This is a genomic window from Nocardia sp. NPDC051929 (genome assembly GCF_044548645.1).
Taxonomy (GTDB): Bacteria; Actinomycetota; Actinomycetes; order Mycobacteriales; family Mycobacteriaceae; genus Nocardia; species Nocardia sichangensis.
The window spans coordinates 213,069-239,486 of sequence record NZ_JBIUCG010000013.1 but is presented as its reverse complement, the minus strand read 5'-3'; the positions used below and the strand labels follow the sequence as shown (position 1 = coordinate 239,486).

Annotated in this window: 26 protein-coding genes and 1 tRNA gene; 13 read left to right on the top strand and 14 right to left on the bottom strand. The window is 67.0% G+C overall.

Annotated elements, in window-relative coordinates; genetic code table 11:
* The first annotated feature begins 511 nt into the window (after positions 1–511).
* On the top strand, positions 512–1,513 hold the full coding sequence (locus ACIHAX_RS19390; RefSeq protein ID WP_355073403.1) for an ATP-binding cassette domain-containing protein: 1,002 nt from the start codon (positions 512–514) through the stop codon (positions 1,511–1,513).
* The gene (locus ACIHAX_RS19385; RefSeq protein ID WP_355073401.1) at positions 1,510–2,358 is read left to right on the top strand and encodes an ABC transporter permease; all 849 of its coding nucleotides are present in this window, start codon (positions 1,510–1,512) and stop codon (positions 2,356–2,358) included. The genes ACIHAX_RS19390 and ACIHAX_RS19385 overlap by 4 nt, the downstream gene beginning before the upstream one ends.
* 15 nt (positions 2,359–2,373) lie before the next feature.
* On the opposite strand, the gene ACIHAX_RS19380 is transcribed toward ACIHAX_RS19385, so the two are convergent.
* Complete coding sequence (locus tag ACIHAX_RS19380) at positions 2,374–2,586, bottom strand: hypothetical protein (protein WP_355073399.1); 213 nt, start codon at positions 2,584–2,586, stop codon at positions 2,374–2,376.
* Positions 2,587–2,692: 106 nt separating this feature from the next.
* On the opposite strand from ACIHAX_RS19380, the gene ACIHAX_RS19375 reads away from it, so the two are divergent.
* Together ACIHAX_RS19375 and ACIHAX_RS19370 are read left to right on the top strand one after the other, a co-directional pair.
* On the top strand, positions 2,693–3,220 hold the full coding sequence (locus tag ACIHAX_RS19375; RefSeq protein ID WP_356963240.1) for a peptidylprolyl isomerase: 528 nt from the start codon (positions 2,693–2,695) through the stop codon (positions 3,218–3,220).
* A 4-nt stretch (positions 3,221–3,224) separates the two neighbouring features.
* Positions 3,225–4,097, top strand: coding sequence for a rhomboid family intramembrane serine protease (locus tag ACIHAX_RS19370; RefSeq protein WP_356963241.1), 873 nt, complete (start codon positions 3,225–3,227; stop codon positions 4,095–4,097).
* Positions 4,098–4,163: 66 nt separating this feature from the next.
* On the opposite strand, the gene ACIHAX_RS19365 is transcribed toward ACIHAX_RS19370, so the two are convergent.
* Positions 4,164–4,649, bottom strand: coding sequence for a PH domain-containing protein (locus tag ACIHAX_RS19365; protein ID WP_355073394.1), 486 nt, complete (start codon positions 4,647–4,649; stop codon positions 4,164–4,166).
* A gap of 89 nt (positions 4,650–4,738) precedes the next feature.
* Entirely contained in the window at positions 4,739–5,002 is a 264-nt protein-coding gene (crgA, locus tag ACIHAX_RS19360; protein WP_039803465.1) for a cell division protein CrgA, read from the bottom strand.
* Positions 5,003–5,099: 97 nt separating this feature from the next.
* On the opposite strand from crgA, the gene ACIHAX_RS19355 reads away from it, so the two are divergent.
* Both ACIHAX_RS19355 and ACIHAX_RS19350 read left to right on the top strand, forming a co-directional pair.
* On the top strand, positions 5,100–5,744 hold the full coding sequence (locus ACIHAX_RS19355; RefSeq protein WP_355073392.1) for an aminodeoxychorismate/anthranilate synthase component II: 645 nt from the start codon (positions 5,100–5,102) through the stop codon (positions 5,742–5,744).
* Complete coding sequence (locus ACIHAX_RS19350; protein ID WP_355073390.1) at positions 5,741–6,421, top strand: dihydrofolate reductase family protein; 681 nt, start codon at positions 5,741–5,743, stop codon at positions 6,419–6,421. The genes ACIHAX_RS19355 and ACIHAX_RS19350 overlap by 4 nt, the downstream gene beginning before the upstream one ends.
* Positions 6,422–6,631: 210 nt before the next feature.
* Here ACIHAX_RS19350 and ACIHAX_RS19345 read toward each other — a convergent pair whose 3' ends face one another.
* The 8 genes from ACIHAX_RS19345 to ACIHAX_RS19310 form a co-directional block, all read right to left on the bottom strand.
* The gene (locus ACIHAX_RS19345) at positions 6,632–7,051 is read right to left on the bottom strand and encodes a CBS domain-containing protein (RefSeq protein ID WP_355073389.1); all 420 of its coding nucleotides are present in this window, start codon (positions 7,049–7,051) and stop codon (positions 6,632–6,634) included.
* A 107-nt stretch (positions 7,052–7,158) separates the two neighbouring features.
* Positions 7,159–9,060 (bottom strand): Stk1 family PASTA domain-containing Ser/Thr kinase, encoded by a 1,902-nt coding sequence (pknB, locus tag ACIHAX_RS19340; RefSeq protein ID WP_355073387.1) that lies wholly within the window; start codon positions 9,058–9,060, stop codon positions 7,159–7,161.
* Complete coding sequence (locus tag ACIHAX_RS19335) at positions 9,057–10,577, bottom strand: protein kinase (RefSeq protein WP_364434152.1); 1,521 nt, start codon at positions 10,575–10,577, stop codon at positions 9,057–9,059. Before ACIHAX_RS19335 ends, pknB begins: the two co-directional genes overlap by 4 nt.
* A gap of 37 nt (positions 10,578–10,614) precedes the next feature.
* Entirely contained in the window at positions 10,615–12,081 is a 1,467-nt protein-coding gene (locus ACIHAX_RS19330; protein ID WP_355073384.1) for a penicillin-binding protein 2, read from the bottom strand.
* Positions 12,078–13,562: an FtsW/RodA/SpoVE family cell cycle protein gene (locus tag ACIHAX_RS19325; RefSeq protein WP_355073382.1), complete on the bottom strand. Its 1,485-nt coding sequence runs from the start codon at positions 13,560–13,562 to the stop codon at positions 12,078–12,080. The genes ACIHAX_RS19330 and ACIHAX_RS19325 overlap by 4 nt, the downstream gene beginning before the upstream one ends.
* Entirely contained in the window at positions 13,562–15,070 is a 1,509-nt protein-coding gene (locus ACIHAX_RS19320; protein WP_397278817.1) for a PP2C family protein-serine/threonine phosphatase, read from the bottom strand. Before ACIHAX_RS19320 ends, ACIHAX_RS19325 begins: the two co-directional genes overlap by 1 nt.
* Positions 15,067–15,534 carry an FHA domain-containing protein gene (locus ACIHAX_RS19315; RefSeq protein ID WP_014980860.1) on the bottom strand — a complete coding sequence of 156 codons (468 nt, stop codon included), beginning with the start codon at positions 15,532–15,534 and terminating at the stop codon, positions 15,067–15,069. Before ACIHAX_RS19315 ends, ACIHAX_RS19320 begins: the two co-directional genes overlap by 4 nt.
* Positions 15,535–15,739: 205 nt before the next feature.
* Positions 15,740–17,140, bottom strand: coding sequence for an FhaA domain-containing protein (locus ACIHAX_RS19310; protein ID WP_397278815.1), 1,401 nt, complete (start codon positions 17,138–17,140; stop codon positions 15,740–15,742).
* Positions 17,141–17,365: 225 nt separating this feature from the next.
* Between ACIHAX_RS19310 and ACIHAX_RS19305 the strand changes: the two genes are divergently transcribed.
* The 3 genes from ACIHAX_RS19305 to ACIHAX_RS19295 all read left to right on the top strand — a co-directional run bounded on the left by ACIHAX_RS19305 (position 17,366) and on the right by ACIHAX_RS19295 (position 19,697).
* A tRNA-Leu gene (locus ACIHAX_RS19305) sits at positions 17,366–17,448 on the top strand.
* Positions 17,449–17,560: 112 nt separating this feature from the next.
* A complete protein-coding gene (locus ACIHAX_RS19300; RefSeq protein WP_397278813.1) occupies positions 17,561–18,412 on the top strand; it encodes a hypothetical protein in 852 nt (283 codons plus the stop codon).
* Positions 18,413–19,190: 778 nt separating this feature from the next.
* Positions 19,191–19,697, top strand: coding sequence for a hypothetical protein (locus ACIHAX_RS19295; protein WP_397278811.1), 507 nt, complete (start codon positions 19,191–19,193; stop codon positions 19,695–19,697).
* A 189-nt stretch (positions 19,698–19,886) separates the two neighbouring features.
* On the opposite strand, the gene ACIHAX_RS19290 is transcribed toward ACIHAX_RS19295, so the two are convergent.
* Entirely contained in the window at positions 19,887–20,315 is a 429-nt protein-coding gene (locus tag ACIHAX_RS19290; RefSeq protein ID WP_355073374.1) for an ester cyclase, read from the bottom strand.
* Between the two features lie 108 nt (positions 20,316–20,423).
* Positions 20,424–20,816, bottom strand: coding sequence for a hypothetical protein (locus ACIHAX_RS19285; protein ID WP_397278809.1), 393 nt, complete (start codon positions 20,814–20,816; stop codon positions 20,424–20,426).
* Between the two features lie 413 nt (positions 20,817–21,229).
* On the opposite strand from ACIHAX_RS19285, the gene ACIHAX_RS19280 reads away from it, so the two are divergent.
* Positions 21,230–21,412 carry a hypothetical protein gene (locus ACIHAX_RS19280; protein ID WP_397278807.1) on the top strand — a complete coding sequence of 61 codons (183 nt, stop codon included), beginning with the start codon at positions 21,230–21,232 and terminating at the stop codon, positions 21,410–21,412.
* Between the two features lie 542 nt (positions 21,413–21,954).
* On the opposite strand, the gene ACIHAX_RS19275 is transcribed toward ACIHAX_RS19280, so the two are convergent.
* Positions 21,955–22,284: a hypothetical protein gene (locus tag ACIHAX_RS19275; protein WP_397076931.1), complete on the bottom strand. Its 330-nt coding sequence runs from the start codon at positions 22,282–22,284 to the stop codon at positions 21,955–21,957.
* A 664-nt stretch (positions 22,285–22,948) separates the two neighbouring features.
* Between ACIHAX_RS19275 and ACIHAX_RS19270 the strand changes: the two genes are divergently transcribed.
* Genes ACIHAX_RS19270 through ACIHAX_RS19260 form a run of 3 tightly spaced genes read left to right on the top strand, consistent with a single transcriptional unit; the run spans position 22,949 to position 26,405 of the window.
* Entirely contained in the window at positions 22,949–23,998 is a 1,050-nt protein-coding gene (locus ACIHAX_RS19270; protein ID WP_355073368.1) for a helix-turn-helix transcriptional regulator, read from the top strand.
* On the top strand, positions 23,995–25,434 hold the full coding sequence (locus tag ACIHAX_RS19265) for a pyridoxal phosphate-dependent aminotransferase (RefSeq protein ID WP_397278805.1): 1,440 nt from the start codon (positions 23,995–23,997) through the stop codon (positions 25,432–25,434). Before ACIHAX_RS19270 ends, ACIHAX_RS19265 begins: the two co-directional genes overlap by 4 nt.
* On the top strand, positions 25,431–26,405 hold the full coding sequence (locus ACIHAX_RS19260) for a hypothetical protein (RefSeq protein WP_364434118.1): 975 nt from the start codon (positions 25,431–25,433) through the stop codon (positions 26,403–26,405). The genes ACIHAX_RS19265 and ACIHAX_RS19260 overlap by 4 nt, the downstream gene beginning before the upstream one ends.
* Positions 26,406–26,418: the final 13 nt, after the last annotated feature.

The window sequence follows — 26,418 nt, the reverse complement described above, 5'->3', positions numbered from 1 at the left end:
ATGCCGACCGGTCGCCGAAGAAAGGAATCCACGAGAACGTTCGGGCGTGTCTGCCATTCCGGGCGTGGTGCCGCCCGCGCGCATGGACCGAATGTGTCGTACCCCGATGCGAACATGTGTTCGTGATCACCGACTGGACCGTTCGCGTGGAGCGCCCCCGCTCGCCGCGACAACGCGCATGCGAATTTCCGTCATCCGAGTACGGGTCCTCGGCGATTCGGGTAGTCCGCTACGCGCGCTCGGGTACCCGTGCGCGCGGGATCATCGAACCGGTCGCATTCCGATCCGGTACCCCCGAGCACCGACCGGATCGGAATGCGGCCTTCTCGCGTTGCACGAGTCGTCCTTCCGGGGCAGACAGGTCTCCGGAAACAAATCGGATGAAATTGTCGGCGAGCGGGACGATACTGTGCCGGGTATCGGCCGGTGATCCGATCCAGCGAATTGATCGGCGCCCGGGGCTCCTGGGGTCGCACTCATTCGCATCGAACTCGTCAACTTCAGGAGAATCATGCCCGACGCAATAGTCGCCGAGGGTCTGGTCAAACGATACGGCCAGCTGGTGGCCCTCGACGGACTCGATCTGCGAGTCCCGGAAGGCACCGTCACCGCACTGCTCGGACCCAATGGCGCAGGCAAGACCACCACCGTCCGCGTGTTCACCACTCTGCTGGTGCCGGATGCCGGACGCGCGACGGTCGCCGGAATCGATGTGCTGCGCGATCCGCAGACGTTGCGTTCCCGCATCGGGGCGTCGGGACAGTATGCCGCGGTCGACGAATACCTCACCGGTTTCGAGAATTTGGAAATGGTGGGACGTCTTTATCACATGGGGGTGCAGCGAAGTAAGGAACGCGCGCGCGAATTGCTCGAACGATTCCGGCTCACCGACGCCGCGGACCGTCCGGTCAAGGGTTACTCCGGCGGCATGCGCCGTCGCCTCGATCTGGCGGGCGCGTTGGTCGCGAACCCTCCCGTGCTGTTCCTCGACGAGCCCACCACCGGACTGGACCCTCGTGCGCGCCTGGATCTTTGGGACGTGATCGAGGAATTGGTCGCGGGTGGGACAACGTTGCTGCTCACCACCCAGTACATGGAGGAGGCGGATCGGCTCGCCGATTCGATCGCGGTGATCGACCACGGCAAGGTGATCGCCAAGGGCACCGCGGACGAACTCAAGACCATGGTCGGCGGCGACCGCATCGAGTTGACCGTCGATCGCGTGGACAATCTCGCGACGGCCGAGGCCGCGCTGAAGAGTTTGGCGGACGGGGAGATTCATCTGGAACCAGGGTTGCGCCGGATCATCGTCCCGGTCTCCGACGGGTCGCAGGCACTGGTGGAGGCAGTGGGGCGGCTGGCCGAGCACAGCGTGCAGATCCACGACGTAGGTCTGCGCCGCCCGTCGCTGGACGACGTCTTCCTCACCCTCACCGGTCATGAGGCGGAGGCGATCGCCGCCGGTGACGCGGCGAACGACGAGCTGGGAGCTACGGAAGGAACGATCCGATGACCGCCACCGCCCCGGTCCTGGGCAGGCCCTCGCTGGGCGCGCGACTGTCCATTGTGGTCAGCGACAGTGTGACCATCGCGAAACGCAACGTCATCAAGATCAAGCGGGTCCCCGACGTCCTGATCTTCTCCACGCTCTCGCCGATCATGTTCGTGCTGCTGTTCGCCTATGTCTTCGGCGCGGCCATCGACGTCCCAGGCCTCTCCGGCGGATATCGCGAGTTCCTCATCGCGGGCATCTTCGCGCAGACCGTAGTGTTCGGTGCGACCTTCACCGGCGCCGGGCTGGCCGAGGACATGCAGAAGGGCATCATCGACCGATTCCGCTCGCTGCCGATGGCCTCGTCGGCGGTGCTGGTCGGCCGCACGATCAGCGATGTGGTGATCAACGTGGTCAGCCTGACCGTCATGTCGCTGACCGGTCTGCTCGTGGGTTGGCGCATCCGCGGTTCGTTCCTGGACGCGGTGCTGGCCTACATCCTGTTGCTGCTGTTCGCCTACGCGGTGTCCTGGATCATGGCCGTGGTCGGGCTGCTGGTGCGTGCGCCGGAGGTGTTCAACAACGCCAGCTTCATGGTGATCTTCCCGCTCACGTTCATCGCCAACACGTTCGTCCCCAGCGAGAAACTGCCCACCGTCCTGCGGGTGATCGCGGAATGGAACCCGGTGTCCGCGTTGACCCAGGCGACGCGTGAGCTGTTCGGGAACACGAGTCCGCTCGCGCCGACGCCGGATGCCTGGTCGTTGCAGCACCCGGTGATCACTTCGCTGGCCTGGGTGGTGGTGATCCTGGTGGTGTTCGTGCCGCTGGCCCTGCGCCAGTACAAGAAGACGGTCAGTCGCTGATCCGCCGCTGTCTCGTCAGTGCTCGGTCTCCACGCCGGTCTCCGCCAATGGAGTCGGCGTGGAGCCGTTGCGGGAGTATCCGATGCGCGGCGGCGCGGGCGCGGGTTCCGGCGGCTGCGGCCGCCGGGTGCGGGCCAGATAGGCCACGCCACCCGCCAGCGCGACGGCGGCGGCGAGAAGGAGCCGATTACGTGAACGCGACGAGACATGCAGGCGCCCAGAGGTCATTGGACCACTCTATGCACAGCCCGGTGATTCGCGCAGGAGGCCCAGCTCACAGCACGGTCCGGCCCAGTTCCGCGGCCGCGTCGCCGACCGTGGCACGATGGGCGGCGTGACCTCACCGAATCAGACATCCGTGGCAACGCTGCACACGAATCACGGCGATATCAAGCTCGCGCTTTTCGGTAACCACGCGCCCAAGACGGTCCGCAACTTCCTAGGTCTCGCCGACGGTTCTGCTCCCTACACCACCGCGAACGCCAGCGGAGGCAACAGCGGCCCGTTCTATGACGGCGCCCTGTTCCATCGCGTGATGGCCGGTTTCATGATTCAGGGTGGCGATCCCACCGGGACCGGTCGCGGCGGCCCCGGATACGAATTCGGTGACGAGTTCCACCCCGAGCTGCGGTTCGACCGTGGCTACCTGTTGGCGATGGCCAACGCGGGGCCCGGCACCAACGGCTCCCAGTTCTTCATCACCGTTCGACCGCAGCCGCACCTCAACCGCAAGCACACCATCTTCGGTGAAGTCGTGGACCCGGAATCCCGGAAGGTCGTCGACGCCATCGCGACCACCAGGACCGATCGCAACGACCGGCCCGTGGAGCCCGTCGTCATCACCAAGATCACGATCGAATGAGACTATGAACCCCCAGCCGCCCGCACCCACCTGCGTCCGCCATCCGAATCGCCCGACCGGCCTGGCCTGCACGCGGTGCGGGCGGCCGTCCTGTGCGGAGTGCCTGCGACCCGCGGCCGTCGGTCAGCACTGTGTCGACTGTCTGCGCGCGGATCAGCGCGACGTCGCGCCGGTGCGGACGGTCTCGGGCGCGGCAGCGCCCCGGATGTCCGCACCTTATGTGACCTATGCGCTGATCGCGATCAACGTGGTGATCTACGCGATCACCGCGGCGCAGGCCAAGAGCCTGATGGACAACCAGCGTGGCTCCGCGCTGTTCTTCGATTGGGTGCTGTTCGCACCGGCGGTCGCGGACGGCGAATGGTGGCGGGTGCTCGGTTCCGGGTTCCTGCACTACGGCCCCATCCACCTGCTGCTGAACATGTTCGCGCTGTATGTGGTGGGCCGGGATGCCGAATTGGTGCTGGGCCGGCTGCGCTACCTGGCGGTGTACCTGGTCTCGTTGCTCGGCGGGGCCGCCGGGGTCATGCTGTTGTCCCAGAACAGTCTCACGGCGGGTGCGTCGGGCGCGGTGTACGGCCTGTTCGGTGCGATCACGATCATTCTGCTCCGGTTGCGGCAGAACCCGAATCAGATGCTGATCATCATCGGCATCAACGTCTTCATCAGCCTCTCACTGCCCGGCATCTCGCTCTGGGGTCATCTCGGCGGTCTGGCCGCGGGCACCGTCGCCACGCTCGGCATTCTGTTCCTGCCGGGTTGGCTGCGAGTGCGCACTCCGCAAGCGGCACGGACGGTCGGCTGGATCGCGGTGGCGCTCGTCGCGTTCGCGGCGCTGGGGCTGGTGGCTGTGGGCGCGATCACTTCGACTGCCTGACAGCGGGATTCGCTTCACGTGAAACATTCGCGGCCGGGTTTGCCGAATGTCCCGGCCGCAGCGTCGTCAGCGGGTCTTGTCCTGGGTGAGCCGCAGGGCTTCGACCAGGTCTTGATATACGAACTCGGGATTGGCGCCCAGATCCCAGCGGCCGAAGATCAGCAGCCGGTCCACTCCGTCGTGCTGGACGTCGAGTTCCAGCATCGGCATCTTCCGCCCGAGACGGCGGTAGCTCACCACACGGGCGCGCACGATTTGCTCGGGGGTGTATTCGTCAGGTCCCGTCAGAGTGCGGACGACCATGCGTGGTTGTGCGCCGGGCACCACGGACAGTCGCGGGCGTTGCCGGAACCCGAGCGCGGCGAGGGCGAGCAATCCGGCCGCTGCCAGTCCTACGAGCAGGCGGCTCGCCGCCTCGTTGGTGACCACCGCCGCGACGGCCAACGCGACGCCGCCCGCGGCGACCGCGACGAGCGCGGAGGTCGGCGTTGTCCAGACCAGGCCCGGCTCGTCATGGTCCGGCGAGCCGGGGACCGCGGACTCCGAACTCACGGCACTCCCCAATCGCTCCTCGAGTTGTCCACAGGCTCATCCACAGGTGTGCATGAATGACACGTCTGTAATCTGCGCGACGTCGCCGCTCAGCGCCAGCGCATCGTCATGATCAGGCCCACCACCATCAGACCGAAGCCGATCAGGAAGTTCCAGGCGTTGAGATCGTTCATCCAGCTGATCTGCTCGGCCGCCAAGTAGTAGACGAGCAGCCAGGCCAGCCCAGCGAGCATGAATCCGAGCATGATGGCGACATACCAGACCGGCGACGGCCCGGCCTTCACCTTCACCGGCGTCCGGCTGGCGGGGTTGATCGTATAGTCGGTCTTCTTACGGACCTTCGACTTGGGCATGACGTCCTCGTATTCGGCGTGCAGGTCGTGGTCTCTAGGCTATCCCAACAGGTAATGGATGCGACGCGGTGCCGTGCGGGCACGTAATCTCGATGCCATGCGTGTTCTGGTCGTCGACAATTACGACAGCTTCGTCTTCAACCTGGTGCAGTACCTCGGTCAACTGGGTGTCGACGCGGTCGTCTGGCGTAACGACGATCCGAATCTGGCCGACGTCGCGGCGGTGGTCCGTGACTTCGACGGCATTCTGATCAGTCCAGGCCCCGGCACTCCGGACCGTGCGGGCGCCAGTATCCCGTTGGTGCGCGCCTGCGCGGAAGAAAATGTCCCGCTGCTGGGCGTGTGCCTCGGCCATCAGGCGATCGGCGAGGCCTTCGGCGCCACCGTCACCAGGGCTCCCGAGTTGCTGCACGGGAAGACGAGCGAGGTCTTCCACATCGGCGCCGGCGTGCTGGCCGGTCTTTCCGACCCGTTCACCGCCACGCGGTACCACTCCCTCACCGTGCTCGAGGACACCCTGCCGGAGGAGATCGAGGTGCTCGGGCGCACCGAGAGCGGGATCGTGATGGCGATGCGGCATCGCACCTTGCCCATCCACGGTGTGCAGTTCCACCCGGAATCGGTGCTCACCCAGGGCGGGCACCGAATGCTGGCGAACTGGTTGGGCGTGTGCGGTGAGCGTCCCGCCGAAGGGTTGGTGCAGACGCTGGAGGCGGAGGTCGCCGCGCTGGTGCTGCAGTGACCCGTCCGCATGTGCTCCTGTCGGTCGCGACGAGTATCGACGGGTACATCGACGACGCGAGCCCCGAGCGGCTGCACTTGTCCGACGCGGCGGACTTCGATCGGGTCGACCAAGTCCGCGCGGACTCCGACGCCATTCTGATCGGAGCGCAGACCCTGCGCAGCGACAATCCGCGACTGCTCGTCGGCAGCGCCGAGCGCAGGGCGGCCCGCCTCGCCGCGGGCAAGCCGGAGTATCCGTTGAAGGTCACGGTCTCCGCGAGCGGCGAGCTCGATCCCGAACTGCGGTTCTGGCACCACGGCGGCGGCAAGCTCGTCTACACCACCGCGGCGGGTGCGGCGAAGCTCACCACCCGGCTGAGCGGACTGGCCGATGTGGTGGATCTCGGCACCGAACTCGACTTCGGTGCGCTGTTGGACGATCTGGGCCGCCGGGGCGTCGACCGTCTCATGGTGGAGGGCGGCACCCGCATCCATACCGCGTTCCTCGCCGCCGATCTGGCCGACGAACTGCACCTTGCGGTGGCCCCGATCCTGGTGGGTGACGTCGCGGCTCCGCGCTTCCTCGACCCGGCCGATTTCCCGGGGGCGCCCCACCGCAGGATGCGGCTGGCGGGTGTGACGCAAGTCGGCGATGTCGCCGTGCTGCGGTATCTGCCGAAGGCCGACCGGATCTGACGGCGGGTCGTGCCACGACAAAGGGGCGACGCACCGCGGACGACGGTCCGTCGTCCGCGGCCGGGCGTCGGCTCACACCACACCTCGACCGGATTGTGCTGCCCGCCCTAACTCCCTCGAGTTCGCATAGCCGGACGGCAGACCGTTGTCGAAGTGCACAGGTCGATCCGAGAGGGCGGTGGGATACCGCCCTCCGCACCGGTTCGAAAGCTACGGACGCCCGTAGACGGCGGTCACGAACTCGCCGAGCTGGTTATCGTCCAGATGCCTGGCCAGGTCCGCTTCGCTGATCATGCCGACCAGCCGCTTGTCCTCGATGACGGGCATGCGCTTGACCCGGTTGCTCTCCATTTCATCGAGGACTTCCTCGATGTCGGCGTTGGCATCGACCCACCGCGGCGTCGCTTCGCACAGTTCCTCGACCCGGCAGTTCGCGGGGATCTTGCCCTGAGCGATGCACTTCACCACGATGTCGCGGTCGGTGACGATGCCGCACATCCGTTCGTTGTCGTCCGAGACGATCAGCGACCCGACGTTGAGTTCGGCCATGGTGCGCGCGGCCTGCTCGATAGTCGTGTCCTTGGAGATCCACTGAACGCCGGGTTTCATGATGTCCCTGGCAGTGGTCATGAGCTACCTCCTCGTGCTCAGCTGCGCTGATTGGGATGGAGCAGCATCATTCTCCCGCAATTCACACCGGTTGGTCTCGTTTTCTGGATACCGGTGACCACGCCCGATCACGGCGGACCCAGTACCCCCACACCGACCAGGATGGCGCTGTTCTTCTGGATCGAACTGCCCGCGGACGGCTGCTGACTGAGTATGCGTCCGACATTGCCCGCGTCGAAGGTTCCCTGCGGTGACTGGCTGATCTGGCTGGTGCTGCCGGTCCAACCTTCCGCGCGCAGCTTCTCCACCGCCTGCGAGACGGTAAGACCGACCAGCGACGGCATCTTCAGATCGCCCGCGGACACCTGGACGGTAACCGTGGAGCCCTTCTCCGCGTTGCTGCCGCCGGCCGGGCTGGAGGCGACCACCTCACCCTTCGGCTTCGAGGACTGCACCTCTTGCACGACGACCTTGAAACCGTTGCCCTCGATATTCGGCTGAGCCACGTCGATCGTCTGGCCGACGACGTAGGGGACGCGAACCGCTTCCGGGCCGGTGCCGATCGTGACGACGACTTCCCAGTCTACGTCGACCTTCGAACCCGGCGACGGATTCTGCTCGATCACCTGATCCTTCTCGGCGGTGCTCGACGGTTTGCGCTCGATGTTCGAGTTGATCCGCAGGCCTTTGGAATTCAACACCTGCTCGGCCTGCTCCTGGGTCAGCCCCGTGAGCTTCGGCACCTGCACTTGGGCGGGCCCGGAGGACACCTGAACCGTGACGGTGCTTCCCTCGTCGATCCGCGAGCCGCCCAAGGGTTGGGTCGCGATGACGTTGCCCGTGGCGACCTTGCCGTCGGGCTTCTGCTGGATCGCCACCGTGAAGCCGAGCTTCTGCAGCGCGTCCTGCGCCTGTTGCGAGGACTTGTTGGACAGATCGGGAACGGCTACCTGGTCCGGCCTGCTGCCAGGCCCGAGCAGCACCCAGAACAAAGCGAAAGCCACGGCGACGGCCGCGACTGCGCCGAGCGCGATGTAGGCGGTTCGGCGCTGGCCGTTCGGTTCGGCCGGATCCTGCTCTGCGGTGTCGTCGTGGCGTTCGACGGTGCGGTAGTTCCGCGGCGGAGGCTCGTCCGCACTCATGAAGGTGGTGCGGTCCTCGTCGGTCATCACCATGGGGGCGCTGGGCTTCTGGCCGCCGAGTACCCGGATCAGGTCGGCGCGCATCTCGGCGGCGGACTGGTACCGGTTGGCCGGGTTCTTGCTCATCGCCTTGAGCACGACCGAGTCCAGCTCGCGGGGCACCCCCGCGTGCACGTGCGATGGCAGCCGCGGATCTTCCCGGACGTGCTGGTAGGCGACGGCGACCGGGGAGTCACCCGTGAAAGGCGGCTCCCCGGTGAGGATTTCGAACAGCACACAACCCACGGAGTAGACGTCCGAGCGGGCGTCCACCGTCTCTCCGCGCGCCTGTTCCGGCGAGAGGTACTGCGCGGTGCCGATCACCGCCGCGGTCTGCGTCATCGGGTTGGAGCTGTCGGCGATCGCGCGCGCGATGCCGAAGTCCATCACCTTCACCGCGCCGGACCGATTGATCATGATGTTGGCGGGCTTCATGTCGCGGTGCACGATCCCGGCCTTGTGGCTGAAATCCAAGGCGGCGCAGACGTCAGCGACGACTTCCATCGCTCGGCGCGGCGGCAGCGGCCCCTTGCCGCGCACGATGTCACGCAGTGTGTCGCCGTCGACGTACTCCATCACGATGTACGGCAGCGGGCCGCCGTCCACCTCGGCCTCACCGGTGTCGTAGACCGCGACGATGGCCGGATGATTCAGTGCGGCGGCATTCTGTGCTTCGCGCTTGAACCGCAGGTAGAACGTGGGATCGCGGGCGAGGTCCGCCCGCAGCACCTTGATCGCCACGTCGCGGCTCAGCCGGATGTCGCGGGCCTTGTGCACCTCGGACATACCGCCGAACCCGATGATCTCGCCCAGCTCGTAGCGAGACGAGAGATTCTTCGGGGTCGTCATGGCAGTCCTTGCGAAGAAGTGGCGGATCCGCTGCGAGTGGCCGAGGGCCCCCGGGCACCGGGAATCTCCGGGAATGGTAGGTCGAGAGTCGGGATGCGCGGGCGCGTTGCGGTGGCAGTGGGCGCGGTGGTCGTCGGCTTCGTCGTGCTCGGTGCCGTGGTGGTGGGCGGCGCGGTGGTCGTCGTCGGCTCCGGTGTCGTGGTCTTCGGCTCGGTGGTGGTCGGTTCGTACGTCTCGGTTTCCACCGGCGCGGGCGCGGGCTTGGGGGTGGTCGTGGTGGCCACCGGCGGGACCGGCTTCGGGTTCGGTGCGACCGTCGCGGTCGGCGACGGCGTGGAATCCGGATTGGTGTCGCCACCGAAGAGCAGGTAGGCCGTGAGCGCGGCGAGCAGGACGGCGCCGATGCCGAGCCCGGTCAGCCATTTCTGGGCAGTGGTGAACCGCTTGTCGCCACCGGGCGGTCGATCGCCCGCCGTGCCACGGCTCAGCACGGTGGCCGGAGCCGCGATCGTGCCCCCGCGATTCGCCGCGCCCACCGCGCCGGCCGCGGGCGTCGAGTAGCGCACCGTCGCCCCGTCGAAGTCGGGTGGCGTGGAGGGGATCACGGCGGTCGGGCCCGGCGGGAGCACCCGCGTGGCGCCGGTCAAGGGCGCGGCGGAATGGGTACCACTCGGCGGCGGCGGACGCCGGCCCGCGCGCACCGCGGCGACCGCGTCGGCGAACTCGCCGCCACTGGCGTAGCGGCGCGCCGGGTCCTTCTCCATCGTGATCTCGACCAGTTCGCGCACGTTGCCGGGCAGATCGGCCGGCATCGGGGGCGGCGTCTCACGCACGTGCTTCATGGCGACGGTGAGCGCGCCGTCGCCGGTGAACGGCCGCTGGCCTGCCAGCACTTCGTAGCCGACCACGGCGAGGGAGTAGACGTCGCTGGCCGCGGTGGCGTCCTCGCCGACCGCCTGTTCCGGTGCGATGTACTGCGCGGTGCCCATCACCATGCCGGTCTTGGTCACCGGGGAGGCGTCCACCGCCTTGGCGATACCGAAGTCGGTGATCTTCGCCTGACCGGTCGGGGTGACCAGGATGTTGCCCGGCTTCACGTCGCGGTGCACCACGCCCGCGCGGTGCGCCACCTCCAGGGCACGGCCGGTCTGCTCGAGCAGGTCGAGGCCCTGGGCGACCGATAGCCTGCCCAGGCGGTTGAGCACCGTGTTCAGCGGCTCACCCTGGACGAATTCCATGACCAGGTAGGCGATCTCGCTGCCCTGCGGGTCGATCGTCTCGCCGTAGTCGTAGATGCCCGCGATGCCGGGGTGATTCAGCTGGGCGGTGGTCTTCGCCTCGGTGCGGAATCGATGCCGGAACGTCGGGTCGGCCGAGAACTCCGACTTCAGCACCTTGACCGCGACCCTGCGGTCCAACCTGGTGTCCAGCGCTTCCCAGACCTGGCCCATGCCGCCGGTCGCGATCAGTCGCTGCAGCCGGTACCGGTCGGCGATCATCGCACCGTTGTTCAGCATCGAGGTCCCCGTACCTTCACTCGCACATCCATATCGTTCAGCCCCCTCGAAGACCGGCGTCGAGAACCGCGCGAGCCACCGGCGCGGCGACCGAGCCACCGGTCGCGGCAAGCGCCCGGTCCCCACCGTTCTCCACGATCACCGCGATGGCGATCTTCGGGTTCTGCGCGGGGGCGAACGCGATGTACCAAGCATGCGGCGGCGTGTTGCGCGGGTTGCTCCCGTGCTCCGCGGTGCCGGTCTTGGACGCGATCTGATAACGGGTCTGGTTACCTCCAGAGGTGTTGCCCTCCGACGCGATCATCAGGTTGGTCACGGTCGACGCTACATCGGCGCTGACGGCTTGGCCGACCGAGACCGGCTTGGTCTTCGACAGCTCGCTCAGATCCGGGCCCTGCAACTGATCGACCAGGTAGGGCTCCATCCGGACGCCGCCGTTGGCGATGGTCGCCGCGACGACCGCGTTCTGCAGCGGGGTCAACGCCACGTCGCGCTGCCCGATGCTGCTCTGGGCCAGGGCGGCGTCGTCGGAGATGGTGCCGACGGTGCTCTCCGCCACCGGCATCGGGATCCCTCGGTGCGGGCCGATGCCGAACGCGGCCGCCTCGTCCTTGAGATTCGCGGCACCCACCTTGACGCCGAGTTCGGCGAATGCGGTGTTGCACGAGCGACGGAACGCTTCGAACAGCGAAGCTGTCGGGTTGGGACCGCACGTGGAGCCGTTGTAGTTCTCCAGCGTGGTGCTGGTGCCGGGCAGCGTGATGTTCGGCGCGGCGGTGAACTGGTCGTCGGGAGTCGCGGCGCCGTTGGACAGCGCGGCGGCGGTGACCACGACTTTGAACGTGGATCCGGGCGGATAGGTCTGCGAGATGGCGCGATTCAGCATGGGGTGGCGCGGATCCGCGCTCAGCGTTTCCCACGCCTGGGTGCCGCGCGCACCGTCGTGCCCGGACAGCAGGTTCGGGTCGTAGCTGGGCGTGGAGACCATGGTCAGGATCTTGCCGGTGCTCGGCTCGATCGCCACCACCGAACCGGTGTAGCCCTTGCTGGTCATCTGGTCGTAGGCCACCTGCTGCATCAGCGGGTTGAGCGTGGTGACCACGTTGCCGCCGCGCGGGTCGCGGCCGGAGATGAGGTCGACGAGGCGGCTGCCGAACAGTTGACTGTCGGACCCGTTGAGCACCGAGTCCTCAGCACGTTCCAGTCCGGTGCTGCCGTACTGCATCGAGTAGAAACCGGTGGCGGGTGCGTACGCCTCCGGCTCGCTCGGGTACGTGCGCAAGTACTTGTAGCGGTCATCGGTCGCGACCGAGCCGGCCAGCACGGTGCCGCCTGCCGAGATCTGCCCGCGCTGGCGGGCGTACTCGTCCAGCAGAACCCGGGAGTTGCGCGGATCGGAGCGCAGGTCGTCGGCCTTGATCACTTGGACGTAGGTGGCGTTCGCCAGCAGTGCGACGACCATCACCATCACCGCGATCGCGACTCGGCGTAGTGGAGTGTTCATGTCAGCGGCCCCGCCTCCGGTCGCCCGCCATCGCGCCGCAGCAGTTCGGTCTGCGCGTCGGCGATCGGCGCCGGTTCCTTCTTGCGCACCGGGGCGGGTGCGCGGGCGGCGTCGGAGATCTTGATCAGCAACGCCAGCAACGCGTAGTTGGCCAGCAGCGAAGACCCGCCGTAGGACATGAACGGGGTGGTGAGACCGGTCAGCGGAATCAGCTTGGTCACACCCCCGACCACGACGAACAGCTGGATCGCGATGGTGAACGACAGGCCGGCCGCGAGCAATTTGCCGAAGCTGTCGCGCACCGCGAGTGCGGTGCGCAGCCCGCGCACGACGAATACCAGGAACAGCGCCAGCACCGCGGCGAGCCCGATCAGGCCGAGTTCCTCGCCGATGGTAGTGACGATGAAGTCGGTCTTGGCGAACGGCACCTGGTTCGGCCTGCCGCTGCCGAGGCCGGTCCCGGCGAGACCGCCGGTGGCCAGGCCGAACAGCGACTGCGAGATCTGATAGCCGGTGTTGTTGTAGTCGTCGAACGGGTGCAGCCAGGTCTCCACCCGGACCCGCACGTGGCCGAACAATTGATAGGCGAAGACGAATCCGAGCGCGAGCAGTCCGCCGCCGATGACCAGCCAGCCGACCCGTTCGGTGGCGATGTAGAGCATCACGAGCACCGTGCTGAAGATCAGCAGCGAGGTGCCGAGATCCTTCTCGAACACGAGCACGCCGATGCAGACGACCCAGACGGCCAGGATCGGTCCGAGGTCGCGGCCGCGCGGGAACTCCATGCCGAGCACATGGCGACCGGCGGCGGTGAAGATCTCGCGCTTGGCCACCAGGACCGAGGCGAAGAAGATGATCAGCAGGATCTTCGCGAACTCACCCGGCTGGACACTGAACCCGGGCAGCCGGATCCAGATCTTCGCGCCGTTGGTCTCGGAGAACGCGCTCGGCAGCAGAGCCGGAATGGCCAGCGCGACAAGGCCGATGAGGCCGAGGGTGTAGCTGTAGCGGGCCAGGGTGCGGTAGTCGCGCAGCGCGATCAGCAGCGTGATGAACACGAGCGTGCCCAGCGCGGTCCACAGGATCTGCTGATTGGCGTCGGGGGAGGGGGTCGCCCACGAGTTGTAGGCGGCGGTCTGCTGGTCGGCCAAGTCGAGCCGGTGGATCAGCACGAGACCGAGTCCGTTGAGCAACGCCACGATCGGCAACAGCAGGGGGTCGGCGAACGGGGCGAACCGCCGCACGGCCAGGTGCGCCACCGCGAACAACGCCAGGTAGGCCAAGCCGTATTTGGCGATATCCAAGGTGATCGACTGTTCCTGACTGGCCTCGACCAGGAACAGGGACACCGTGGTGATCACCGCCGCCGCCCCGAGCAGCAGAAGTTCGACGTTGCGTCTGGTGCTCGGCGGTGGCGCGGGAGCGAAGCCGCCCGGGGGACTGGGAAAAGCCCCAGCCGACGGCGGTGCCGGCGCGGACATCAGTCCGTCACCCGGCAGTTCTCCCCCGCGGTCTGGGGGGCGGGCGACGCGCTCGACGGCGGGACAGGAGCCTCCGACTTCGTCGGTGTCTTGATTTCGGTGCCCCTGGCGTCGCCCTGTTCCGGCGCCGGAGCCGGCGCGGGCGCGGGCGCGGCGGTGGCCGGAGCGGGCTGAGCGCCGTTGGGCGCGGGGGCCGGGGTTTCGGCAGGCGACGGGACGACACCCGGCTGCGGCGCCGATTCCTTGACCGGGCACGGCGGCAGCAGTTCTCGCTGGGCGAGGTAGGTCATCGAGTCCCTGGCCTTGTCCAGCGAGCCCGGCGGCAAGCCCTTGTCCACCTGCTCGCGGCCGGTCTGCTTCAGATCGGTGACCTTTAGCGGCTTGCACGCCGACGGCAGACTTTCGCCGGGGTCGGTCAGGGTGAGTTCCCCGTTGCGGGTCACACATCCGACGAGATTCACGTCGTGGATCGAGTAACCGAGGATCGAACCGGGCAGCCCGCGCAGGATCACCACCGAACCGTTGTCGGCGCCGACGTAGTAGTTGCTGCGGATCATCTTGTAGCCGACCACGAGCCCGACGCAGACCGCGACGATGAGCGCCAGCGCGAGCACGATCCAGCGCAACCGGTGCGACTTCTTCGCGGGCGGCTCGGGCGCGGCGGCGGCCCGGCGCGGCGCGGCGCGCGGCGGGCGCAATGCGGAGGCCCGGCCTGCGGCGGTGTTCGGCGGCGGCGTGTCCTCGTCGACGCCGGAGGCGGCGCCCGCGACGATCGGGTGGCTCTGGCCGTAGTCCAGGTCGATGACATCGGCGACGACGACGGTCACGTTGTCCGGACCGCCGCTGCGCAACGCCAGCTCGATGAGCCGGTCGGCGCACTCGTCGGTGCTGCCCTCGCGCATCGTGTTCGCGATGGTCTCGTCGCTGACCACGTCGGAGAGACCGTCGGAACACAGCAGGTAGCGGTCACCGGCGCGCGCTTCGCGCATGATCAGCGTCGGCTCGATCTCGTTGCCGGTGAGCGCGCGCATGATCAGCGAGCGCTGCGGGTGCGTGTGCGCCTGCTCCGGTGTGATCCTGCCCTCGTCGACCAGCGATTGGACGAAGGTGTCGTCCCGGGTGATCTGGCCGAGCTCGCCGCCGCGCAGCAGGTAGGCGCGCGAGTCGCCGATGTGCACGAGGCCGAGTTTCTTGCCCGCGAACAGGATCGCGGTGAGCGTGGTGCCCATGCCGTCGAGCTCGGGCTCCTCCTCGACCTGATCGGCGATGGCGGCGTTGCCTTCTCGGGTGGCCGCGTCGAGCTTGCCGAGCAGATCGTCGCCGGGCTCGTCGTCGTCGAGGTGGGCGAGCGCGGCGATCATCAACTGGGACGCGACTTCTCCCGCGGCATGGCCGCCCATGCCGTCGGCGAGTGCGAGCAGCCGGGCGCCCGCGTACACGGAATCTTCGTTGTTGCCTCGGACGAGACCGCGGTCGCTGCGCGCTGCGTAGCGGAGAACAAGTGTCACGATCGCAGCTCGATCACTGTTTTGCCGACACGGACAGGCGTGCCGAGTGGAACACGGACGGCGGTGGTGACTTTCGCGCGATCGAGGTAGGTGCCGTTCGTCGAGCCGAGGTCCTCGACGTACCAGTCGTCACCACGCGGAGACAGTCGCGCATGCCTGGTCGAGGCGTAGTCATCGGTGAGTACCAGCGTGGAGTCGTCCGCACGCCCGATCAGCACCGGTTGGGTGCCGAGCGAGATGCGAGTGCCGGCGAGTGAACCCTGAGTCACCACAAGAAATTTGGCGCCCTTCTGGCCCCGGCTGAAGGAAGGCAGCACCGCGGAACCGCGTGCGGCCCTGGGCTGGATCCGAATGCCGGATGCCGCGTAGATGTCGCTGCGCAACGTGCGCAGCACAGCCCACACGAACAACCACAACAGCAGAAGGAACCCCGCACGGGTCAGTTGCAGGATCAGTCCCTGCACGGCGCTCCACCTCCTGTTCGACCGTGTACGTCGGTGCCGTAGGTGCGGTTCGACCACCCCCACCAGCCTGCTGGTCTTGCCGGCCCCGGTGTCGGCGCCGCGCGTGTGTTGGCAGCATCATAGGGCCGTCGGTCGATTTCGATCACGATACGACCGACGATTCCCTCGAGAGCCATGTCGTGACCTGCACCGCGAGCTTACGGGATCAGACGATACGGATCAGGATCTCGGAGTGCCCGGCACGGATGACGTCACCGTCGGCGAGCTGCCAATCCTGCACGGGGGAGCCGTTCACCAGGGTGCCGTTGGTGGAGCCGAGGTCGGACAACATCGCGGTCTGCCCGTCCCAGCGCACCTCGATGTGCCTGCGAGAGACGCCTGTGTCGGGCAGCCGGAAGTGCGCGTCCTGGCCGCGGCCGATGATGTTGCTGCCTTCCCGCAGCTGGTAAGTGCGGCCGCTGCCGTCGTCCAGCTGAAGCGTCGCCGAATAGCCCGAACCGGCCTGCGGGGCGGCGCCGTAGCCTTGCCCGCCCGCGTAGCCCTGCTGCGCGCCGTACCCCGGTTGCTGCGAGTATGCCTGACCGTAGCCGCCCTGGTCGTCCTGAGCGTAGCCGCCTTGGTCGGCGTAGTTCTGATCGCCGTAGCTCGGATCGGTGTACCCCGACTGCCCGTAGCCGGGCTGACCGTACCCTTGCTGGCCGTAGCCTTGGTCGGCGTAGCCCTGCTGGCCGTAGCCCTGGTCGCTGTAGCCCGGCTGGCCGTAGGCCTGGTCGCTGTAGCCCGGCTGGCCGTAGGCCTGGTCGCCGTAGCCTTGCTGGCCGTACCCGCGCTCGCCGTAGCCGCTCTGCTGGCCGTAGCCGGACTCGCCGTAGCCGCCCTGCTGGCCGCCGTAGCCGGACTCGCCGTAACCACCCTGCTGCCCGTAGCCCTGGCCACCCTGCGGGTAGTCGTAGCCGTTCTGATAGTCGCCGTAACCCTGCTGCGCGTCCGGAGCCTGGTAATCCGCCCCGTATGCGCCGCCACGGCCGTAGTCGTCGCGGTACGCGCCGTTCTGCGGGCCGCCGCGTCCGGCAGGCGGTGGAGCGTACCCGCGGTTGCGTGGATCGGACTCCGCGGGCTCACGGCTCGGGTCGTAGCCTGAGTTCTGCGTCATGGGGCCAGCTCCTGGTTGCGGGTGTGCAGGTCGTTGTGGCGGTGATTCGGGGCCGCGAGCCGCGCTGGCTCTGTGTCCGGCGTCGGGATCGACGCGGCCACTCGCCCTGAACTGTCCGGTGTGCAGCGTAGGTGATGCCTCGAACGCCACGTGTACTTCGCCGTAGGTCTGCCAGCCTTGCTCGCGGATGTAGTCCTGTAGATGTTTGGCGAATGCGCGGGTGGTGAGGTCGTGGTCGGCATCCAACTGCTGGTGATCGGAGGTGTTGATCGTGATCACATAGCTGTTGGGTGCCAGCAGGTGCCCGCCGCCCAGGTCCTGGACATGATCGGCGGCCTCGCGTTGCAGCGCCGCCTCCACCTCCTGGGGTACGACACTGCCGCCGAAGACTCTGGCGAACACGTCACCGACGGCGCCTTGCAGGCGACGCTCGAATCGCGAAACGATGCCCATCTCGGCCTCCCTTCGGTGCGCGTCTCTTCCTGATTCGTAACAACGACACGCGTGTATGGCGTGTCGTTAATCGACCACGTTCATTGCATGATATCCACGATCGTCCACACCTGTAACTCTTGGCGACGGCCCCAGGTTCCCGGACCCGTTCAGCCCCCCGGTCAGGCCTCTGAAATGGCGATTTCGTATCCAGCGCGCGGCCGTGATACTGTCTCCCAGTCGCTCGGGCGAGTGGCGGAATGGCAGACGCGCTGGCTTCAGGTGCCAGTGTCCTTCGGGACGTGGGGGTTCAAGTCCCCCTTCGCCCACAATTTCGACGCAGGTCGGGGGCATAACCAACAGGTTATGCCCCTTCTGCGTCCACACAGCGGTCCACAGGGAATCTGAGGGGATTCGGCCTGAGTGCAAGGACCCTGCTTCATGGCGACTACACCCAGCATTCGCGTCCGCAAGGATGGCTCTACCTACTCGCAGGTGCGCTACCGCATCACCCGTGACGGCAAAGCGGTACAGACGTCCCAGAGTTTCGACGATCATGCTGCCGCTATTCGATGGGCGCGGCTGCTCGACCGCGTCGGCCCGGCCGAGGCCGAGCGCGTCCTCGCCGCCCAACTCGGCGCCGTGGTCGACACCATCACATTGAAGGTATGGCTTCACCGATACGTCGACAGCCTCGGTAAGAGTGTGGACGAGGAGACCAAGCGCAAATACCGGCGCATGATCGACCGCGACATCGTTTCCTTCTTCAACGGGGAGCACCTGCCCGTTGATGGTGTGACCCCCGAGCTCGATGCCGCGTGGGTCGAGTGGCTCGAAACCGAGTTCGACAATGCGCCGAAGGCCATCCGTAATAAGCACGGCCTGCTGTGCGCGGCGATGGGTGCGGCGGCCCGGCAGCGGCCGACTCCTTTTATCCCGTGGAATCCGTGTGCCGAGACCAAGTTGCCGAAGTGCTTCGGCGCGCGAGGTCGACCACCTGAGCGAGGACGAATACGAGCTCATCGAGCAGCTGCTCGCGCCGTTCTGGCGTCGGTGGTGGGAGTTCGGCGTGCTGAGCATTGCCCGGCCCGGCGAGCAGGGCGCGCTCACCGTCGGCGACATCGACCGCAACACCGGCGGCGTCTCGATCACGAAAGCGTGGAAGTGGGCCAACGGCCGGATGCGCCTAGGCGACCCGAAGACCGAGCGCGGCGTCCGCACGACGTTCGTTCCGCTCGAAACGGTCGCGCAGCTCGACCTCGACCGCCCGGCCGACGCCTTTCCTGTTCCTGACGCCGAGCGGATTACCGGTGACCTCGGCGCGGTTCTGGCAGCAAGCCGGAGTTCCGGCGGTCGCCCGCCTCGAGGCGCTCGCCGCGGGCGACCGCGCACCGTTCACCGGCGCGGCCGGTTGGGAAGGGCTGTCGTTCGACGAGCTGCGCCGCCGCTACGGGCACCTCGTCGGCCGCCTCATGTCCAAGCGCCTCACCCCGTATTGCACCAGGCATAAGGGGATTTCGTGGCGTCTGCAGGACGGCGAGCCGATCTGGGTCGTATCGCGCGACGCGGGCACTCGTCGATCGCGATCACCGATAAGCGGTACGGGCGCATCTCGGCGGTGGCATCCGCGGCGAGCGCGCAGGCCGTCGCAGACAGGCTGCCCCGGCTGCGCGGCCGGGTCCTCGATATGGAGCAGGCGCGCCACCGCCGTCTCGTCCGGCTCGGCCAGATCGGCGAGATCGAGCGCGTCGCGACGGGTTTCGAGGCGGTGTGGATGGACGCACGCGGGCTCGTGCAGTCGCAGGTGTTCGACGCCTCCGTGGGCGGAGGGGAGCCATCTGGTCGAGGTTGCGCGCCTCGAGTGGTAGTTGTAACCAAACAGAGGGGCTACCAAAAGCACGGTTTACGCGCGCATTGCCGGGGTAACAGTGACCGTGAGCGAGTACCACCTGATCGTTAGAAGCAGCGGCGACACCCGACGACGAGGAAGAACCGAAGCGAGGCGGGAGAGGGAAAGCTTCGCCGAAGATGTCCGGCACAGCAACCAGTGGTCTCCACCGAAAGAGGCGGCATGGGAAACGTGACTCCGGCGCCAAGGGAACCGAAACACAGCTTTTGGACGTCAGTCCCCGGTATCCTCACCGGAATCGCAGCGGTCATTACGGCCGTCGGGGCGATTATCGGCATCTATGTCGGTACGAAGTCCACACCGCCGGCTCAGCCGCCCACGACGGCCGCACCGACGTCCGCCCCATACGGCGGCGCGTACGCCGATCCAGCGGCGACGATCTATTTGCAGTACCGAGGCGACTCAAACCAGTGCGCCTTGCAGTTGACGACGAAGATCGCAGGAAAGACCGTCTCGATACCGAATGCCGCATCCACCATATCCGTGAGCGGGGTGCCTCCAGGCGCACAGAAGTACGAGGTCGCGGGCCAGATCGCCTGCCCGACCCTTGGAACGTTCGATGCTTACGGCTCCGGGACGATCAATGTCGCCAGCGGTAATACATATTACTACTGGTGGTCGCAATCCCCAGGTACCAAGAATGCCACCGTCACAATCGGAACTCAGTGAAATCCCATGTGGACCACGTCCACAAATCGGGCTATTCTTTGCCCCGACCAATCCCCGTGAATCCCGACTAATCCCGATGAAACCCAAGGTCACACGCTGCTAGCTGGGCGATACGGCGGTTCAAGTCCCCTTTCTCTTTGTAGTCGGGAGGCCGCGTCGATCGTGTGACGGATGTCCCGACCCGGCCGGTCAGTGTCTTCCCACCGCGGGTAGCACTCCCAACTGTTGCAAGAACCCGAGCACGTCCTTGTCGGACCACTTCTCGGCGAGCTTGCCGTCGGCGATCCGGTGGATCGCGGTACCCGTCACCGTCAGTTCGCGCCCGGTCGCCGGTATGCCGGGCAGGTCCCTGGTGTGACGCCCGTACGCGGTCAGCCGCGTGACGACCCGGTCGCCTTCCGCGACTTGGTCCTCGATCTCGTGCCGCCCTGGAGTGGCGGCCCAGAACATGCGAAAGGCCTGCTTCAGGCCTTCTCGGCCGGGGCCGAGGCCGGGAAACGGCGGCGGCGAGTGATCGATGTAGTCCTCCGCGACGAGGTCGTCCATGGCGTCGATGTTTCCCGCGTCGATCTCCCGATAGAACCTGCGGACCAGTGCCTTGTTGGTTTCCAGCGACATGATCGGGCCTCCTCCTCGCGGGTCGAGCGAACCGTCGAGGCGGTTCGCCGAGTCTCGCGTCGCGTGGCAGCAACCTATCTCATTCGAGATGGGCATACCAAACAAGATTTATGGCGAACTATCAGCAAATGCAGTGCGCTGCGTCAGACCACCAGCCCGTGGCGGTCGAGGAAGTCGCTGTTCGAACGCGGCGACGAATTGCCCATGATCGATGGCCGACGACGACTGCACGAATTCGCCGTCGTCGGCGAGATAGAACACCGCTCGGTGGGCTGGTGTGTTCTCGGGAGCGGGCACGTGCACCATCCAGCCGAAGCGCAAGCGGTCGGCGGTCAGCTGCGCCAGCGGGTATCCGGTGGTGTCCAGCTGCCGACCGGTGATGTAGTCCCGTACCCGGCTGATCGCCTGTTCGGCGGGCATCGGCTCGGGCGCCGTGGACAGCAGTCCTGCGGCCGAGAATTGATAGAGCGCGCTGCGCGATCTGTACACGTTGCGCGACATAAGGAACTCCGCCGCCGACCGCGGTCCCGAAGAACACACCCTTGGTGGCCAGCATCAGTCGTGGATGCTCCGCGACGAACCGCGCGGCCCTGCCCAGCATGGTCAGCACCAGGTCGCGTTGGGCGAGTTCCATCCCCACCGTCGCCTCGGGCGCGGTCGAGGATCGCCTTCACGATCCTGCCGGGCGGCGGCATCGCCATATCGATGATCACCTGGGCGAGTAGCGCACCCGCGATGCCGATGATGACGTACTGCTGGTACTCGATGGCCGTCGCGTTGTCGTACAACTGCCGGGCGGTGGCGTTGTTGAACTCGATCTGGGCCCGGATCTGGTCGATGATCTTCCGGTACTGCTGCTCATCGACCGTACGTCTCGACACAACGGAGGTGTCGAACCCCTTGATTCGGAGGCCATGGCGGGCGGCGAGCGCCTGCGCGGCGGCCACCGCACCGGGATCGATCCGTACGCGCGATCGCTTCGCTTCCTTCGCTTCCTGCTTCGGCTTGCGCGGTTTCGCTTCCTTGCCAGGTTTCCCCGGCTCGACTCCGCCGGGCCGGGGACCTTTGCGGCGCGGCGGAAAGACCTGGCCCTGTGACGAACCGGGACCGCGTGACCACGGCGTACCGGGTGAGTTTCGCATCCAAGGCGAATCGGCCGGTGGTCTCGTTCACCGGTTTTCCGGTGGCCGCTGGACGGCCGGTTCGGATCCGCCGGATTTGGGTGTCGCCCCAGCAGGGGCCGCGCCGGGCGTCGGCGACGCTGGTGCTCATCCCGTGCAGATTGTGGACCAGGTTCCCGTAGCCGGTGATCCCCTTGTCGGCCGCGGGTTCGTAGCTGTCGCCGAAGATCCGGTCCGGCTCGTCGTCGCCCCAGCATTTACCCTCGGCGGCGAGCCTCTCCTTCAGACGTGTGAGTTCTTCCTGTGCCGCGTCGGCGATGGCGGCGAGTTCCGGGGTGATGGCTCGCAGCAGGTCCGTGTCCACCCGCAACGATCGACCCATGTCCCGGCAAACCCTTCACCTGTGTCTACGACACCGAGAGAGAACGTTGTCCTCTGGGATCCTCCTCGTCACCGTCTCTTCTGTTCTCTAAGTTGGGAATTGACCGGAGGATGGATTCAGTTGTCGCCGGAAGCGGTCAGGCGGGCAGGGGCGTGTGCGCGCGGCAGGAAGCTTCGGCGTCGCGTTCGGTGATGCGGATGTACAAGCGGATCAGCACGTCACGCAGAGTGACGCCCAGTTCGGCCGCGTGGATGGCGGCCAGTTCGAGTGCGAGGTCGTTGGTGAGCGTGCCGGGATCGCTGAGCATCTCGTCGAGCACCATCCCGCTCATGGCCTGCTCGCGGGTGAGGCTGACGGAGGGCAGCCAACTGAGTTCCCAGGCGGCGCCGGAGGGCAAGGGAAGCAGCCACGCTTTTTCCGGAGTGATATCGCTGGTGATGATCGAATCGGTGATGTCGAGTGCCATGATTCGCTCTCATTCACTCTGTTTCGGGAGGACGCGGAGGCGCCGCTCGCTTGAAGGGCGGTGACCGTGCTCGGCCACGGCCCCAACGCGGTGGTTTCGTCCGTGCCTGAATTACTGGGTGCCCGATTGCTTTCGGAGAACAGGCGCGAGCGCTGCGGGCGGGGTGGTCATGTCCGGCCACGGGTGCGGCCTGCTCGAATCGGCTCGCGCGGTAACGAGGTATCCGTATCCGGCACCTCCTAGAGTTGTCGAGCCGCCGAGCCGGGCCAGTGGGAAAACCCTTGCGCCGATGTCGAATTGCGGTGGCTTCGAGAACCAGGCTAGGTAGTGACACGTCGTGCTGTCAACGAAGCTTTAGCGCTTCGTGACGATATTTGATACGCGTTGATGCCTTGAAGTAGACGTATAGCCCAATATGTGTCGAAGATCGACGGAAATGTTCCTTATCTCTGCTGGCTGGAGCCCGAAAAGCCTGTTTGTGAGCGCATGTGGCAACCTTCGATCGTGCGGCGGCGGGCGAACGAGCGCGCGGCTGGATTGCTGGTTGACAACGAAATTCACCGAACGCGATACATCCGACACCGCTTGACACTTGGTGACTAAAATGTCGCATCGTGATACTCCGTGAGCATGCGTATGCAAGGCGCAGAATGGGAGGCGCGGAATGGCTGACTCGGGCTCGGACGAGCAGGTCGGCAACCTGGTCCGCAGGCTACGACTGGAGCGCGGTTACACCCAAGCGTCGCTCGCCACCAGAGCGGGCTGCTCCCGCAGCCTGATTCAGCAGATCGAGAACGGCAGCAGGATTCCGCCGCTGGCGCTGCGCGAACGTCTGAGTCTGGCGCTCGGCGCGGAGTTGCCGACCGATGGCAGCGCCGATCCCGCGACCGATCCGACCAGCAGCGCCTACTACGACCTGCGGATGCGATTCAACGTCCTGCTCGGCAAGGACCCTCAATTGGTCTCGCGCGCACTGAGTATCGCGCAGAGCCTGATCGATGCCTCCGGAGCGCGGGCGGAGATCGAGCCGCTGCGCCTGGTCGCCGATCGGCAATTGGAGCGCGCCGAGGAGATCCTCGCGCAGATTCCCTCGCGCAGCGCGACGGTATGGGAATGGAATACCGTCACCGACTGGCTGACGATCCTGGAGCAGGCCACCACGTCGGTGCGCGCGATTCACACCGCGGACCTGGGCACGATCGGCGGCGACGTCGGCGACGACTATCACGCGGCGATTCTGCGCCTGGCCGACACGACCCATCCACCGAAGATCGATGTACGGCGGATGTATGTGCTCGACGACATCTCGGACGTCTGGCCCTACGACGACAAACTGTGGAAGCAAGCCCGATCGGGCGTGGAAAGCGTGCTGGTCAAGCGCGAATATGCGCGCAACGCGCAGAGCATGCTCGTAGTCGATGATCGCTACGTCGCGGTGGGCGAGTACGACTACTCGCGTCAGGCTCGGGTCGCGACGCGCTTCTCCGCGCTGAAGCACGATGTCGCGTTCGCGGTCCGGCGGTTCGAGAAGCTCTACGACCTCCGGCGCGCCGGTTCGGCCATCGTGGTGGACCAGATCGTCGCGCAGCCGCCGCTGGCGGAGTTCGAACGACTCACCGAGGGCAACTGCCGCAGCCTGTTCCGCGCCGCACTCCAGGAGAAATGGAACACCATGCCCGCACCGGGAGACTCTTCAGAAGGCGAGGTTCCGTGACTCAGAGCCAGGTGCTCACCGATCCGCTCGCCGACCTGGCGAGGCTGACCAATCGCTCCGAGGCCAGGAAACGTGAAGTGCGCGGCCACCTTTCGAGAGACACCTGGTTCGCCGGGACCGGTGGCCGCCGCTACTCGGGCGTCATCGACGCCTACCACGGCGAAACCGGCCGGGCTCCGGACGCGCATGCGGTCGCGGCGCTGGACCGGGCATGGCGCGAAAGCCTGCACATCGCACCCCCGGCGGACTACCTCGACGGCAGGCTCTACGACAAGCGGCAGCCGCTGATTCTGCGGGAACTCGCGGCCCGCAAGCTGTTCGAGCGCCTGTCGCATCCGGTGGAAGGGGTGCCCGGCGTCCGGGTGCGCCCGGAGGAGGTGATCGTCTGCCCGTACTCGAGCACGATGTTGCTCGAGGAGGCGGTGGCCACCCTCGCCAGGCCGGGCGGGGTGATCGTGTGCCCGGAGGGCTTCTACAAGAGTTCCAGCATCCACGTGGAGAAATTCGGCTTGCGAATCGTCTCGTGCCCGGTGGCTCCGGACGACGCGTTCAAGATCGATCCGGCACGGCTGGCCCGCTGCCTCGCGGAACTGCGGGCGACGGGCGAACTGTGCGGCGTGCTGCTCACGCTGCCGGGCAACCCCGTCGTCGCGGATTACACGGCCACGGAGCTGGCGGAACTCGGGCGGGTGCTGCTCGACTGCGGTGTTCCGGTGATCTGCGACATGGCCTTCGACCGGCTGGTGGCCTCGCACATCCCGATCGCGGCACTGCACGTGGAGACCGAGCAGGGCATCCGGCGGCTGTACGACGTGGTGCTGACCATCACGGGGAACTCGAAGGGCTACAACGCCTTCGGCCCGTGCAAAATGGGTGCCGCCTGCACCGGCGACGGCGCGTGGCTGGCGCGGATCAGGGAACGGCTCACGATTTCGTTCCAGCGCGAGACCACCCATCTGGCCCGCGCCATCCTGGAGCACACCTCTGAGGACTATTTCGACCGCAATCACGTGCTGATGCGCGCGCAGATCGATCGGACATGCGGCCGGATCGCCGCGATCAACACCCGGCTGGGAACCGACGTGCTGCGACCGTTGGGCAACCCGGAAGGCATGTTCGTCTCGGTGGTTTTCGACCCCGCGCTGCTCGACAAGGCGGGTGTGCACACGAGTGCGCAGGTGGAGGACCTGTTGCTCGCCGTGGCCGGCGTCGACAGCGTCGCGCTGGACCGGACCGGCTCGCTGCGTCCCGGTGTCCGGTTGAACGTCCTCGCTCCACGTAAGGCGCCGCGACACGAGTCGCCCGCTTTGATCGAGGAACTGTTCGACCGGCTGGAGCAATTGATTCGCGACATCGTCGGCGGGCTCACCTATCGCGACGCGCTCGCCGATCGCGGCCTGACCGCTCTGGTGGCGGAGCCCGGGGCCGCGCGATGATCGTCGGAGTGCTGCGCGAGACCGCGTCGCGGGAGACTCGCGTGGCGCTCACCCCGGACGAGGTGCGCACGCTGTCGGCAGCGGGACTCCGCGTTCTCGTGCAGGAAGGCGCGGGACAAGGCGCGGGTTTCGCGGACGAGGACTACAGCGCGTCCGGGGCGGTCGTCCTCGAGGATCGCGCGGCGGTGTTCGAGCGCGCGGGCATCGTCGTCTGGGTGAAACCGCCCGCGTTCGAACTCGACTCGATGCCGCTGCGCGCGGGGACGACGCTGCTCGGCTTCCAGGATCCGCACCACCGGCGCGACGAGATCGACCGGTTGCGCCGCCGCGGCATCGAATCGGTCGCCTTCGACGCGGTGCCACGCGACGACACGACCACCGAGTTCGACGCGCTGTCCACCATGAGCCGGATCGCGGGCGCGGTGGGTTACGCCGAAGGCAGGCGGCTGCTCGCTCCCGGGCGGCTGGCCGGCCCGGTCCGTGCCTTCGTGCTGGGGTGCGGGGCCGCCGGTCTCGCCGCCATCGCGGCCGCGCGCACGTTCGGCGACGAGCGGCCGACGGCGGTCGGCAACCGCATCGAACAACGAGTGGCCGCGATCGGGGCGGGCGCGGGGAAATTCGTGCCGAACCGGGACGACAACGCGGCACTGCTGGACACGCTCGCCGCGACGCCGCCCGATCTGGTCGTCTGCACGGCCGTGCACCGCGGATCCCCGGCGCCTCGCCTGCTCGGACCGGCGGCGCTGGACCTGCTCGGCTCGGGAACCGTGATCGTCGACCTGGTGGCCAAGGCGGGCGGCAACTGCGTCGCGACCGTGCCGGACAAGACGGTCACCCTGCCCAACGGCGTCGTCGTCACGCATCGCTCCAACTATCCGGCGGATCGGCCGGGCTCGGCCAGCCGTGCGTACGGCGCCGCGACGGCGGCGATGGTGCTGCGAATAGCCGGGGAGCGCGGCGAAGTCCCTTGACGCTCGATGAGAA